The organism is Pantoea sp. Cr_R13, assembly GCF_029222565.1.
Taxonomy (GTDB): domain Bacteria; phylum Pseudomonadota; class Gammaproteobacteria; order Enterobacterales; family Enterobacteriaceae; genus Pantoea; species Pantoea eucalypti.
Genome location: NZ_JARHXL010000019.1, coordinates 65522 through 79803, shown reverse-complemented (window position 1 = coordinate 79803; position 14282 = coordinate 65522). Strand labels below are relative to the sequence as shown.

Annotated in this window: 9 protein-coding genes; 8 read left to right on the top strand and 1 reads right to left on the bottom strand. The window is 56.5% G+C overall.

The window, feature by feature from the left end; translation table 11 throughout:
* Positions 1-562 precede the first annotated feature (562 nt).
* The 6 genes from P2R09_RS19890 to P2R09_RS19865 all read left to right on the top strand — a co-directional run bounded on the left by P2R09_RS19890 (position 563) and on the right by P2R09_RS19865 (position 7543).
* A complete protein-coding gene (locus P2R09_RS19890; protein ID WP_275772244.1) occupies positions 563-1924 on the top strand; it encodes an MFS transporter in 1362 nt (453 codons plus the stop codon).
* A complete protein-coding gene (locus tag P2R09_RS19885; RefSeq protein ID WP_008927116.1) occupies positions 1921-3267 on the top strand; it encodes an enolase C-terminal domain-like protein in 1347 nt (448 codons plus the stop codon). The genes P2R09_RS19890 and P2R09_RS19885 overlap by 4 nt, the downstream gene beginning before the upstream one ends.
* Before the next feature lie 10 nt (positions 3268-3277).
* Positions 3278-4609: a glucarate dehydratase gene (gene gudD / locus P2R09_RS19880; RefSeq protein ID WP_008927115.1), complete on the top strand. Its 1332-nt coding sequence runs from the start codon at positions 3278-3280 to the stop codon at positions 4607-4609.
* Between the two features lie 45 nt (positions 4610-4654).
* Entirely contained in the window at positions 4655-5425 is a 771-nt protein-coding gene (gene garL / locus P2R09_RS19875) for a 2-dehydro-3-deoxyglucarate aldolase (protein WP_003854622.1), read from the top strand.
* Positions 5426-5444: 19 nt separating this feature from the next.
* Positions 5445-6329 carry a 2-hydroxy-3-oxopropionate reductase gene (gene garR, locus P2R09_RS19870; protein ID WP_275772240.1) on the top strand — a complete coding sequence of 295 codons (885 nt, stop codon included), beginning with the start codon at positions 5445-5447 and terminating at the stop codon, positions 6327-6329.
* Between the two features lie 74 nt (positions 6330-6403).
* On the top strand, positions 6404-7543 hold the full coding sequence (locus P2R09_RS19865; RefSeq protein ID WP_275772238.1) for a glycerate kinase: 1140 nt from the start codon (positions 6404-6406) through the stop codon (positions 7541-7543).
* 180 nt (positions 7544-7723) lie between these two features.
* Here the strand turns inward: P2R09_RS19865 and barA are convergent, their stop codons facing one another.
* The gene (gene barA, locus P2R09_RS19860) at positions 7724-10453 is read right to left on the bottom strand and encodes a two-component sensor histidine kinase BarA (RefSeq protein ID WP_275772236.1); all 2730 of its coding nucleotides are present in this window, start codon (positions 10451-10453) and stop codon (positions 7724-7726) included.
* Positions 10454-10547: 94 nt separating this feature from the next.
* Between barA and rlmD the strand changes: the two genes are divergently transcribed.
* The gene (rlmD, locus tag P2R09_RS19855) at positions 10548-11864 is read left to right on the top strand and encodes a 23S rRNA (uracil(1939)-C(5))-methyltransferase RlmD (protein WP_275772234.1); all 1317 of its coding nucleotides are present in this window, start codon (positions 10548-10550) and stop codon (positions 11862-11864) included.
* 29 nt (positions 11865-11893) lie between these two features.
* Positions 11894-14125, top strand: coding sequence for a GTP diphosphokinase (gene relA / locus P2R09_RS19850; protein ID WP_003854613.1), 2232 nt, complete (start codon positions 11894-11896; stop codon positions 14123-14125).
* Positions 14126-14282: the final 157 nt, after the last annotated feature.

Sequence of the window (14282 nt, the reverse complement as noted above, 5' to 3'; positions counted from 1 at the left end):
TGTCTGTCGTGCCGTACTTGTGCGGCACGTTGTAATGTTCTGATCTGTCACACGCTTGTTTGCCAGCTTCAGTATAGGGAGGCGTCGCACGTGGCGCATTGTGCAAATGACCACCATTGAGGTATTTCACCGCGTTGTTTTGGGTCGCTTATCCAAAAGCAAGTGAAGAACCTCACAAACAGCGGGGGAAAGCGTCGTCAGCGGCTAATTTCGCCATGGTATTTGCCACTTTCGTGAGCCACACCGCAGCCTTTTGTGCATCCGCAAGATAATCACTTCATTAATAAGTTTATTCCAGGGCGATACGCCAATGTGATCGCTACAGGCTGTTCTTATACTGAGTTTCGTTAGCCAAAGTCAGGTTATCTGTCACGACGTATTCCTCATCTGATGCAGGGGCAAAGGCGCGTTAATGACCGCAGCTGTCAGCAGCCGGATGAATAAATAAAAGTTTGCCAAAACAAAAAGATCGCCGTGTTTAACCCAATTTCTCTCTGATACCCAACGCGATGTGTATGCAGTCAGAGCGGATGTAGCTCACGCTATATTTCAGGAGTGCATCATGAATAGTTTCAGCCAGACCGCGGAAACGGTGCAGAAGCGCACCAATGCCCGTTACTGGATTGTGGTGATGTTATTTATCGTCACCTCATTCAACTACGGTGACCGCGCAACCATTTCAATTGCCGGTTCGGCGATGTCCAAAGATATCGGCCTCGATTCGGTCGGACTTGGCTATATCTTCTCAGCGTTCTCATGGGCGTATGTCATTGGTCAGATTCCGGGCGGCTGGCTGCTCGATCGCTTCGGCTCAAAACGCGTCTACTTCTGGAGCATCTTCACCTGGTCGCTGTTTACCTTTCTGCAAGGGTTCGTCGATCTGTTCAGCGGCTTTGGCATCATCATGTCGCTGTTTATTCTGCGTTTCCTGGTCGGCCTGGCGGAAGCTCCTTCCTTCCCGGGCAACAGCCGCATAGTCGCAGCCTGGTTCCCGGCGCAGGAACGCGGCACGGCGGTGGCGATCTTCAACTCCGCCCAATACTTTGCCACCGTGATCTTCGCACCGATTATGGGCTGGCTGGTCTCTTCCGTGGGCTGGGCGCACGTGTTCTGGTTCATGGGCGGCCTGGGCATCATCCTCAGTTTCATCTGGCTCAAAGTGATCCACGATCCCACCGATCATCCTGGCGTGAATAAAGCTGAACTGGAGTACATGGAACAGGGCGGCGCGCTGATCAACATGGATGTCAAAAAGAACACCCGAAAAGTGAGCTGGAGCGAGAAGTGGTTCCAGATCAAACAGCTGCTGACATCACGCATGATGCTGGGCATCTATCTCGGTCAATACTGTGTTAACGCCTTAACCTACTTCTTTATCACCTGGTTTCCGGTCTATCTGGTGCAGGCGCGCGGCATGTCGATTCTTAAAGCGGGCTTTGTTGCGTCGATTCCGGCGGTGTGCGGCTTCCTCGGCGGCGTACTGGGCGGGGTGATCTCTGACTGGCTGATGCGTAAAACGGGCTCGCTGAATATCGCACGTAAAACGCCAATCGTACTCGGCATGCTGCTCTCTATCTCAATGGTGATGTGTAACTACACCGATACCGAATGGGTGGTGGTGTTCTTTATGGCACTGGCGTTCTTTGGTAAAGGCATCGGTGCGCTGGGCTGGGCAGTGATGGCAGATACCGCGCCGAAAGAGATCAGCGGCCTGAGCGGTGGCCTGTTCAATATGTTCGGTAACTTCTCCGGCATCGTCACACCTATCGCCATCGGTTACATCATTGCCACCAGCGGTTCATTTGAAGGCGCGCTGGTTTATGTCGGGATTCACGCCTTTGTCGCGGCATTCAGCTTCCTGGTCATTGCCGGCGATATCAAACGTGTCGAACTGAAAACCTGGCCTGGTAAGGATGCATCATGAATACGCAAAGTTCGCCGGTGATTACTGACATGCGGGTTATCCCGGTCGCCGGTTACGACAGTATGCTGCTCAATATTGGCGGTGCGCACAACGCCTGTTTTACCCGCAACATTGTGGTGCTCACTGATAGTGCCGGTCACACCGGCGTCGGTGAAGCGCCGGGCGGCGACACCATCTATCAGACGCTGGTGGAGGCGATTCCGCAGGTGAAAGGCCAGCAGATTGCCCGAATGAATCGTCTGGTGCAGCAGGTGCACAAAGGCAATCAGTCCGCCGACTTCACCACTTTCGGTAACGGTGCATGGACCTTTGAATTGCGGGTCAATGCGGTGGCCGCACTTGAAGCTGCGCTGCTCGATCTGCTGGGACAGTGTCTGGGCGTACCGGTGGCTGAACTGCTGGGGCCAGGCAAACAGCGTGATGAAGTCACGGTGCTGGGCTACCTGTTCTATCTTGGCGACCGCCGTAAAACCGACCTCCCTTATCTGAGCGGTGATCAGGCCAGCCACGACTGGTATCACCTGCGTCATCAGGAAGCCCTGACCAGCGATGCTGTCGTGCGCCTGGCTGAAGCGGCACAGGATAAATATGGCTTTAAAGATTTCAAGCTCAAAGGTGGCGTGCTGCCGGGTGAGCAGGAGATCGCCACGGCGGCGGCGCTCAAGCAGCGTTTTCCCGATGCCCGTATCACCGTCGATCCCAATGGAGCCTGGCTGCTGGATGAAGCCATCGCGCTGTGTAAAGGAATGCAGGATGTGCTGAGCTACGCCGAAGATCCTTGTGGCGCCGAGCAGGGCTATTCGGGCCGGGAAGTGATGGCTGAGTTCCGGCGCGCAACCGGCCTGCCCGTCGCCACAAATATGATCGCCACCAACTGGCGCGAGATGAACCACGCGGTGATGGTCAATGCGGTCGATATTCCGCTGGCCGATCCGCATTTCTGGACGCTGAGCGGTGCTGTTCGGGTCGCGCAGCTGTGCGATGAATGGGGCCTCACCTGGGGCTGTCACTCCAATAACCACTTTGATATTTCGCTGGCGATGTTCACCCATGTGGGTGCAGCAGCGCCAGGCAACCCGACCGCAATTGATACCCACTGGATTTGGCAGGAGGGCGATCAGCGCCTGACGAAAAATCCGCTGCAAATCCGCAACGGCAAAATTGCCGTACCGGATGCGCCTGGCCTGGGCATTGAGCTCGACTGGGAGCAGGTAAACAAAGCCCATCAGCTTTATCAGTCACTGCCGGCCGGTGCGCGTAACGACGCCACGGCGATGCAGTATCTGGTCCCTGGCTGGACTTTTGATCGCAAGCGTCCGGCATTTGGCCGTGCAACAGCATAAGGAGCAAGAGATGAGTTCAACACCGAAAGTGACCGCCATGCAGGTTATTCCGGTCGCAGGCTATGACAGCATGCTGCTAAACCTCAGCGGCGCTCACTCACCATTCTTTACCCGCAACATTGTGATTATCAAAGATAACGCCGGACACACTGGCGTTGGCGAAATTCCGGGCGGCGAGAAGATTCGCCAGACGCTGGAAGATGCGGCCTCGCTGGTGATCGGCAAAACGCTGGGTGAGTACAAAAATACCCTCAGCCTGGTGCGCAGCACCTTTGCTGACCGAGATGCCAACGGGCGCGGCAACCAGACCTTTGATCTGCGCACCACAATCCATGTGGTGACCGGTATCGAAGCGGCGCTGCTTGATTTGCTGGGTCAGCACCTGGGCGTCAACGTCGCCTCGCTGCTGGGTGACGGTCAGCAGCGTGACCGCGTGGAGATGCTCGGCTACCTGTTCTACATCGGCGACCGCAATAAAACCTCGCTCTCTTATCAGAACCAGCAGAATGATCCGTGCGACTGGTATCGCCTGCGCCATGAAGAGGCGCTCACGCCGGATGCGGTCGTGCGTCTGGCGGAAGCGGCTTATGAGAAATATGGCTTCAACGATTTCAAACTCAAAGGCGGCGTGCTGCGCGGCGGTGAAGAGGCTGAAGCCGTTACCGCGCTGGCAAAACGTTTTCCTGAAGCCCGCATCACCCTCGATCCCAACGGAGCCTGGTCGCTCAACGAGGCGATCATGCTTGGCAAACAGCTTAAAGATGTGCTGGCCTACGCAGAAGATCCTTGCGGAGCCGAACAGGGCTACTCCGGTCGCGAAGTGATGGCTGAGTTCCGCCGCGCCACCGGCATGCCAACGGCCACCAATATGATCGCCACCGACTGGCGGCAGATGGGCCATACCCTGTCGCTGCAGTCAGTCGACATTCCGCTGGCTGACCCACATTTCTGGACCATGCAGGGTTCGGTGCGCGTGGCGCAGATGTGTCACGACTTCGGCCTGACCTGGGGCTCGCACTCCAATAACCACTTCGACATTTCGCTGGCGATGTTCACCCACGTTGCCGCTGCCGCGCCGGGTGCGATTACCGCCATTGATACCCACTGGATCTGGCAGGAGGGCAATCAGCGTCTGACCAAAGAGCCGTTCCAGATTAAAGGCGGTATGGTGCAGGTGCCGCAGAAACCGGGTCTCGGCGTAGAGCTGGATATGGATCAGGTGATGCAGGCCAATGCGCTCTATCAGAAGCAGGGACTGGGTGCACGTGACGATGCTGAAGCGATGCAGTTTTTAGTGCCGGGATGGACGTTCGACAATAAGCGCCCGTGCCTGGTTCGTTAACCTTTTCGGCTCCCTAAGCGGGGCCATCGTCACAGGAGTTCAACCATGAGTAATGCAGCCTGGCCCAATGGATTTCGTCGTCGCCTGTTAGCGGGCGATACCCTGATTGGCAGCTGGTGCGCGCTGGCCAGTCCGATCTCGACTGAAATTCTGGGGCTGGCCGGTTTCGACTGGCTGGTCCTGGATGGAGAGCACGCGCCCAACGATATCACCACCTTTGTACCGCAGCTGATGGCGCTGAAAGGCAGCCACAGTGCGCCCGTGGTGCGTCCGCCCTGCAACGAGCCGGTGATCATTAAGCGTCTGCTGGATATCGGGTTTAACAATCTTCTGGTGCCGTTTGTCGAAACCGAAGAGGAAGCCCTGCGGGCTGTTGCCTCAACCCGTTATCCGCCAGCCGGGATTCGTGGTGTTTCAGTGTCGCATCGCAGCAACATGTACGGCACGCTGCCGGATTACAACAGCACGATCAATGACAACATCACGGTGCTGGTGCAGATCGAAACTCAGCAGGCGGTTGACAACATTGATGCCATCGCAGCGGTGGACGGTGTCGACGGCATTTTTGTCGGGCCGGGCGATCTCTCTGCTGCGCTGGGCTATCTCGGTCAGCCCGCACATCCCGAAGTACTGAAAGTGATTAAGCACATTTTTGAACGAGCCAAAGCCGCCGGTAAGCCGAGCGGCATTCTGGCACCGGTAGAAGCGGACGCGCGTCGTTATCTGGAGTGGGGCGCCACCTTTGTGGCTGTCGGCAGCGATGTCGGGATGTTCCGCAACGCCTCGCAGGCGTTATGCGACAAATTTAAGCGTTAATCGATTAAGGGGAAACGTAATGAAAATTGGATTTATCGGCCTGGGCATCATGGGCAAACCCATGAGTAAAAATCTGGTGAAAGCCGGGTATTCGCTGGTAGTGCGCGACAATAACACCGAAAACGAAGCGGAACTGGTTAAACTGGGCGCAACCGTGGCGAAAACGCCAAAAGAGGTGGCTGAGCAGTGCGATGTGGTGATTACCATGGTGCCCAACTCACCGCAGGTTATTGACGTCTGCCTGGGGAAAAACGGCATTATCGAAGGAGCGAAGCCAGGTCTGGTGGTCATCGACATGAGTTCCATTGCGCCGCTGGCGAGCCGTGAGGTACACGATGCGCTGGCAGAAAAGCAGATCAAAATGCTCGATGCGCCGGTCAGTGGCGGCGAACCCAAAGCGATTGAAGGCACGCTTTCGGTGATGGTCGGCGGTGATAAAGCCGTGTTCGATTCCTGCTATGACATCATGAAAGCGATGGCGGGCTCGGTGGTGCATACCGGCGACATCGGTGCGGGCAACGTGACTAAGCTGGCTAACCAGGTGATTGTGGCACTGAACATTGCGGCGATGTCTGAAGCGTTATCGCTGGCGACCAAAGCGGGTGTGAATCCGGATCTGGTTTATCAGGCGATTCGTGGCGGCCTGGCGGGCAGCACGGTACTGGATGCCAAAGCGCCGATGGTGATGGATCGCAACTTCAAGCCCGGCTTCCGGATTGACCTGCACATCAAAGATCTGGCGAACGCGCTGGATACCTCGCACAGCATCGGCGCGCATCTGCCGCTGACGGCAGCAGTGATGGAGATGATGCAGGCGCTGCGCAATGACGGGCAGGGTAACGCCGACCACAGCGCACTGGCCTGCTATTATGAGAAGTTAGCGAAGGTTGAAATCGCCCGCTAAAACCCGATGCCGGTCTCCCCAACACCGGACTGGTTCAGAGCCGTTTCAATCACTCAACTGCGCTCGGATTGCCTATGAAAATCGTAATCGCACCGGATTCATATAAAGAGAGTTTATCCGCCCTGGATGTGGCATCGGCGATTGAAGCGGGTTTCCGTGACATCTTCCCCGATGCACATTACGTGAAAATACCGGTCGCCGACGGTGGCGAGGGCACGGTAGAAGCGATGGTGGCGGCGACGAAGGGAAAAATCGTCAGGCTGAAGGTGACCGGACCGTTGGGCACGCAGGTTGATGCCTTTTATGGCCTGTCCGGCGATGAGTCCACGGCCTATATCGAAATGGCCGCGGCCAGCGGACTGGAACAGGTGCCTGCAGCACAGCGTGACCCGCTGATAACGACCTCATTCGGCACCGGCGAGTTGATCAGGCATGCGCTGGATAAGGGCGTCGGCCATATCATCATTGGTATCGGCGGCAGCGCCACCAATGATGGCGGTGCCGGGATGATGCAGGCGCTCGGCGCCCGACTGCTGGACGCCCATGGCGGCGAGATTGGTCACGGAGGCGGTGCGCTCTCTGCGCTTGCCAGCATTGATATTGATGCACTGGATGCCCGCATTCATCAGTGCCGCATCGAAGTGGCGTGTGACGTTTCTAATCCGCTCACCGGAAAAGAGGGCGCATCGGCCATCTTCGGTCCGCAGAAAGGTGCGACACCGGCCCTGGTGCAGCAGCTCGATCAGGCATTGGTGCATTACGCCGCCATTATTCATCGCGATCTGGATATTGATGTCCTGCACATTCCTGGCGGCGGCGCAGCGGGCGGGATGGGGGCGGCACTGCACGCCTTTTGTCGGGCGGAACTGCGACGCGGCATTGAAATTGTCACAGAGGCGCTGGGGCTGGCTGAACAGGTGAAAGATGCTGATCTGGTGATTACCGGCGAAGGGCGTATCGACAGCCAGAGTATTAATGGCAAGGTGCCAATTGGTGTCGCCAGCGTGGCAAAACGTTTTAACAAGCCAGTGATTGGTATTGCCGGCAGCCTGACGGCGGATGTTGGCGTGGTGCATCAACATGGAATCGATGCGGTATTCAGCGTGCTTTACACCATCTGTTCGCTGGAAGAGGCACTGGCCAGTGCCGGAAAAAATGTTGAGATGACGGCGCGTAATGTGGCTGCCACGCTGAAACTGGCCGGATTCAGGTAACCGGCAGGCGCACCTTATTATAAAGCCCGAGCCGGATTGAGCGGACATTGAGCAGACTGAAAAGGGCGTTGATATTCAGAATGTCTGCCACGCTCTTTTTGGCCTGACCGTTGTCAGTTAGCCCTGCAAGCCGGTTAGCGTTTGCGACAGTGGCAGGTTTGGCGGCAGCTGCCGCCAGCCTTATCCAATTCCTAACAGCTGGCGGGCTTCTCTGGCGACGTTCTCCATCTCATCCTGCAACTCCAGCAGCTCCGGTTCCAGTGCCGCGATGTCGCTGGCCTCCAGCAGTCCTCTCTCCAGCTGATGGCAGAGTTGTTTCATGCGCGGTACGCCGCTATAGCTGGCGCTGCCGTGCAGCTTGTGAATAATCTCACGCAGGGCGTTGACCTCATTGGTCGCCATAAACTGCGCCATCTTCGCATGCACTTCCGGTAAAAATTCCAGCAGCATCCGCAGCAGATCGCGTGCCAGATCGGGTTTATTCGCCGCCTGTCGCAGCGCCAGTTGCCAGTCGAGCGTGGGTAATATTGGCAGCAGTTCAGGCACAGGGACCACCGGCGGCGGCGTATAGCGCGCCAGAAGCTGTCTTAACTTACTCTCATCAATTGGCTTCGCAAGGTAGTCATTCATGCCTGCCTTAATCAACTGTTCGCGCTCGCCATCAATGGCATGGGCGGTCACTGCCACAATCGGTGTACTGGCGTGTTGAGGCAGGCTACGGATAATTTCGCTGGCGCGAATGCCATCAATCTCAGGCATCTGAATATCCATCAGAATCACATCCAGCGGCTGCTGGCGAGCCTCGCGAATAGCGTGTTCAGCGCTGCTGCACAGCAGGATATTCTGCACCTGCTCCTCAAGCAGCGCGCCAATCAGTTTAAGATTGGCAGGATTATCATCCACCGCCATCACCGTCAGCGGCAGGCGGGGAGATGGCGGCAGCTCACTCATCTGACGGGTATGGAGATCCAGTAACATCGGCAGGAGTCGCGTCAGAGAGATTGGTTTCGCAATGCAGCCGTCAATGCCACGCGCCTTCAGCTCATCAGCCAGCAACATCATCGGGCTGGGAAGCGCCATCAGCACATTGTCAGCCCGATCCAGCAGCCCATTAATCCTGCGCTCGTTGAGCAGTTCGGGCTGGCTGATATCGACGGGCATCGCCATCAGCAGCAGCGGATAGTGAGGTGCTTTTAATCCCTCCAGCGTTTCGCTGTAGTCAATCTGCAACGGTGTCGCGCTCAGCATCTCCAGCGCTGCGCTGGCAACGTAAGTATCCGGTTCCACGTAGGCAATGCGCGCATGTGACAGCGCATCCAGCACACGCGGCATGCCGGGCGCATTAGGATTGAGATCCAGCTGTACGCGAATGACAAAGACAGAGCCTTGATCCGGCTGGCTGCTAAAGGTGATTTCGCCGCCCATCTCCCGTACCAGTTTCTGGGTGATGACCAGCCCCAGCCCGGTACCGCCATGACGGCGCGAAATACTGGCATCAGCCTGACGAAACGCCTGGAACATCTGGGTCTGTTGCTGCTCAGAGATGCCGATGCCGCTGTCCTCAACCTGAATCTCCAGCTCGACGCGCGACTGCGTAATCACCCGTTGTCCGACGCGCAGGCCGATGTATCCCTTCTCGGTAAACTTGATGGCGTTTCCGATCAGGTTGATCAGGATCTGTTGCAGGCGCAGCGCATCGCCAATCACATTGTCCGGCACGCTGCTGTCACACACCACCGTCAGCTCCAGCCCTTTGTCATGTGCCGACGGCGCCAGCAGCACCAGGGTTTCATCCAGCGTGGCGCGTAGCGGGAAGGGGATGGCCTCCAGCATCAGCTTGCCCGCTTCCAGCTTCGAGAAATCGAGCACGTCATTGATGATGCTGAGCAGGTTATTAGCCGAACGTTCAATGGTTTGCATATAGTCACGCTGCGTCGTGCGCAGCTGGGTTTTCAGCATCTGGCGGGTAAAGCCCAGCACGCCATTCAGCGGCGTTCGCAGCTCATGGGACATATTGGCCAGAAACTCAGATTTGATGCGCGCCGCTTCCTGGGCGCGTTTCTTCGCCAGATCCAGCTCAACGTTCTGAATCTCCAGCTGTTCCAGCGTCTCGCGCAGATCGTAAGTCGCCTGGTCGATGTTGTGCTGCATCTCTTCGTGATAGGCGGTCAGCGACATGGCCATCGCATTAATCCCGTTTTTCAGAATGCTGAGTTCACCCAGCATGTAACCCTCAACGCGGCTATCAAGCTGGCCGCGACGGATGCGGTCAACGGTGGTGACCATATTGCGGATCGGGCCGGTGACATCGCGCATCAGACGGTAAGCAAACAGCATGGCGAGGCAGAGGCAGAAGAGCAGCATCAGCGTGGCGACAAACACCTCTTTATACTGCTGTAAACGCACTGACTGCAGATCCAGCTCTATTGCCACATAGCCCAGCGGATTGCCCGATGGCTTGGCATCTTCATCCGGTAATTCATCCACATCGTAACGTTCGGTGGTAATCGGCGTGCGTAGAATCAGTATGCTGCCGTGACGTTCCATTGAAACATCGTCGGGCAGGCCGCGGATATCATCCTGTTGCGACAGGCTGAGGTTTTGCTTGTGATTGGAGGTGACGTAGAGCTGATTGTGGTTATCAAACACCGAGATCGCCCGAACAATGGCGGAGTGGCGACGATGCAGCAGGCTGACCAGTTCACGCATGGCATCACGATTGTGCCAGGTCATGCTGTATTCGCTGGAAATCGCCAGGGGTTCGATGATGTTGGCCCCGGCATCGATTACCTGTCGCTGTAGCTCATTGTAGCGGTGCACCACAAAAAATGAGCTGAGCAGCAGGCCAACCATCAGCGTGGGTGCCAGAATTAAAATCATCATTCGCGCCCGAAGGCTGTATTTGGTCATAATAGTCGCCTGGCTACTCCGGCATTAACGTCCCTGTGCATGCTGTCGATAAAGCTATGCAGGTCGTTTTTCGATAAAGAGAATGAATAACACTATGGCGCAATTCTACGTTGCAAAACAGCGCGTGACGACGCAACAACGCCTCACCGTAACCATTGAGGAGCTTGACCCGTTTGGACAAGGTGTGGCACGCCACAAGGGCAAAACCCTTTTTGTCGCGGGTGCTCTGCCGGGTGAACAGGCTGAGATTGTGCTGACAGAGGATAAACGTCAATTTGCCCGGGCGAAAGTGACACGGCTGATTAGCCGCAGTCCGGCTCGGGTGACACCGCGCTGCCCGCACTATGATCGCTGCGGCGGTTGCCAGCAGCAGCATGCCGATGTGGCACTGCAACAGCAGAGCAAAACGCAGGCACTGAGCCGGATGCTGAGCCAGGCCGCCTCACAGAGTGTCGCGGTGGATGAGGTCATTGCCGGTCAGCCCTGGGGTTACCGCCGTCGTGCGCGTCTGGGTCTGCAATGGCAAAATAAAGCGCAGCGATTGCAGATGGGATTCCGGCAGGAGTCCAGCAACGATCTGGTCGATGTACAGCACTGCCCCGTTTTAGTGCCCGAACTTGAGGCATTGCTGGTTCCGCTGCACCAGTGTCTCAGCGACCTGCGAGCCGTCAGGCGTCTCGGGCATGTGGAACTGGTGCTGGCGGACAATGGCCCGCTGATGATTCTGCGCCATCTTGATGCGCTGCATACAGATGACCGTGAAAAACTGGAACAGTTTTCGCATAAACATCAGCTGATGCTGTTCCTGGATGCGGGTGATGAAAATCTGACGGCGTTAAGCGAATCGATGCCCTTTTATCACTCTCATCAACTTAAGCTAACCTTCAATCCACAGGATTTTATCCAGGTTAATGATGGGGTGAATCAGCAGATGGTCGCGAAGGCGATCGCCTGGCTGGATCTGCAGCCGGAAGACCGCGTGCTGGATCTGTTTTGTGGCATGGGAAACTTCACACTTCCTGTAGGAATCTTCGTACAAAATGTGGTTGGTGTGGAGGGGATTGCAGCATTAGTGCGGCAGGCAGCGTATAATGCTGATTTGAATAATCTTAAAAATGTAAGTTTCTTTCAGCATAATCTGGAAGAAGAGGTGTCGCGACAGCCGTGGGCGACACAGGGGTTTAACAAGGTATTACTCGATCCGGCACGCGCCGGGGCTGCGGGCGTAATGGCGCATGTGGTTAAACTTGCACCAGAACGTGTGGTCTATGTTTCGTGTAATCCCACAACACTCGCCCGCGACAGCCAGATATTGCTGTCAGCAGGCTACCAATTGGAAAGGGTCGCGATGCTGGATATGTTTCCTCATACCCGTCATCTCGAATCCATGGTGCTGTTCAGAAAAACATAAGCGATGAATGTCGTTGTGCAGGAGAGGTTATGGTTGCGGTCAGAAGTGCGCATTTAAATACCGAGGGAGATTTCGCCCTCGACCAGTGGATCGCCAGTCTCGGTATTGCCAACCCGCAATCATGTCAACGCGTTGCCGAGACCTGGCGCTACTGCGAAGCGCAGACGCAGGGCCATCCCGATCAGTCGCTGCTTTTGTGGCGCGGTATCGAGATGGTGGAAATCCTCTCAATGCTCAGCATGGATATTGAAAGCCTGTGTGCGGCACTGATTTTCCCGCTGGCTAACGATGAAGTGGTCAGTGAAGAAGAGCTGGAAACCGCCGTCGGTAAAGGCATTGTCTCGCTGGTGCACGGCGTACGTGACATGGACGCCATCCGCCAGCTGAAAGCGATTCACAACGACTCCATGGCCTCTGAACAGGTGGATAATGTCCGCCGCATGCTGCTGGCAATGGTGGAAGATTTCCGCTGCGTGGTGCTGAAGCTGGCCGAACGCATCATGAACCTGCGCGAAATGAAAGATGCGCCGGAAGATGAGCGGGTGCTGGCGGCCAAAGAGAGCACCAACATCTATGCACCTCTGGCCAACCGTCTGGGTATCGGTCAGCTCAAATGGGAGCTGGAAGATTATTGCTTCCGCTATCTGCACCCCGACGAATATAAGCGCATTGCCAAACTACTGCATGAGCGGCGAATTGATCGTGAGCAGTATATCGACAATTTTGTCAGCAACCTGCGCAAAGAGATGGCGAAAGAGGGTGTGCGCGCCGAAGTCTATGGTCGTCCGAAACATATTTACAGCATCTGGCGCAAGATGCAGAAAAAGTCGCTGGCCTTTGATGAGCTGTTTGATGTGCGTGCGGTGCGTATCGTCGCCGACCGCCTGCAGGATTGCTACGGCGCACTGGGTACGGTGCATACGCTTTATCGCCATCTGCCCAGCGAGTTCGATGATTACGTGGCCAACCCCAAGCCCAACGGCTACCAGTCGATTCATACTGTCGTGCTTGGGCCGCAGGGCAAAACGGTTGAGATCCAGATCCGTACCCGACAGATGCACGAAGATGCCGAGCTGGGCGTCGCGGCACACTGGAAGTACAAAGAGGGACCCACCTCCAGCAGCGCGCGTGGCGCAGCGGGTCACGAAGAGCGCATTGCCTGGCTGCGTAAGCTGATCAGCTGGCAGGAAGAGATGGCTGACTCCGGCGAGTTGCTGGAAGAAGTCCGTAGCCAGGTGTTTGATGACCGGGTCTACGTCTTTACGCCAAAAGGCGACGTCGTGGATCTGCCCGCAGGTTCGACACCGCTCGACTTCGCCTACCACATTCACAGTGACATCGGTCACCGCTGCATCGGCGCAAAAATTGGTGGCCGCATCGTGCCGTTCACCTACCAGCTGCAGATGGGCGACCAGGTTGAAGTGATTACCCAGAAACAGCCGAACCCGAGCCGTGACTGGCTCAACCCGAACCTGGGCTACATTACCACCAGCCGTGGACGCTCGAAGATCCACAACTGGTTCCGCAAGCAGGATCGCGACAAGAACATTATCGCCGGACGGCAGATTCTGGATAACGAACTGAATCAGCTTGATATCAGCCTGCGCGAAGCGGAAAAACTGCTGCTGCCGCGCTATAACGTGACCTCGCTTGAAGAGTTGCTGGCGGCGATTGGTGGCGGCGATATTCGTCTGAATCAGATGGTTAACTTCCTGCAGGCGAAGCTGAATAAGCCGAGTGCTGAAGAGGAAGATCGTGAAGCGCTGCGCCAGCTGACTCAGAAAGCCTACTCTCAGCCTGCGCGCAAAGAGAGTGGGCGCGTAGTCGTAGAGGGCGTAGGCAATCTGATGCACCACATCGCCCGCTGCTGCCAGCCGATCCCGGGGGATGACATTGTCGGCTTTATCACCCAGGGGCGCGGCATCTCGATTCACCGCGCCGACTGCGACCAGCTGGCTGAACTCACGTCGCACGCGCCGGAACGTATCGTCGATGCGGTGTGGGGCGAAAGCTACTCCAGCGGTTACTCGCTGGTGGTGCGTGTCACCGCCAACGATCGCAGCGGCTTACTGCGCGACATCACCACCATTCTCGCCAACGAGAAAGTGAATGTACTGGGCGTCTCAAGCCGCAGCGACACCAAAAAGCAGCTGGCGACTATCGATATGGATATTGAGATCTACAACCACCAGGTTCTGGGACGTGTCCTGGCGCGACTGAACCAGGTCTCTGATATCATTGACGCCCGCCGCCTGCACTGATATTCAGTCAGGCTCTGAAGCAACCGGCAACAAGAGGTTGCGCGGGCGTTTTCTGCACCCTGAAACCCGGCCGGATGCCGTTCACCACATCCGGCCGGGTTGCACGCCTTGCTTCTCTGATCGTTGCCCATCACCTGACTCATCAAGGAACCGCCTG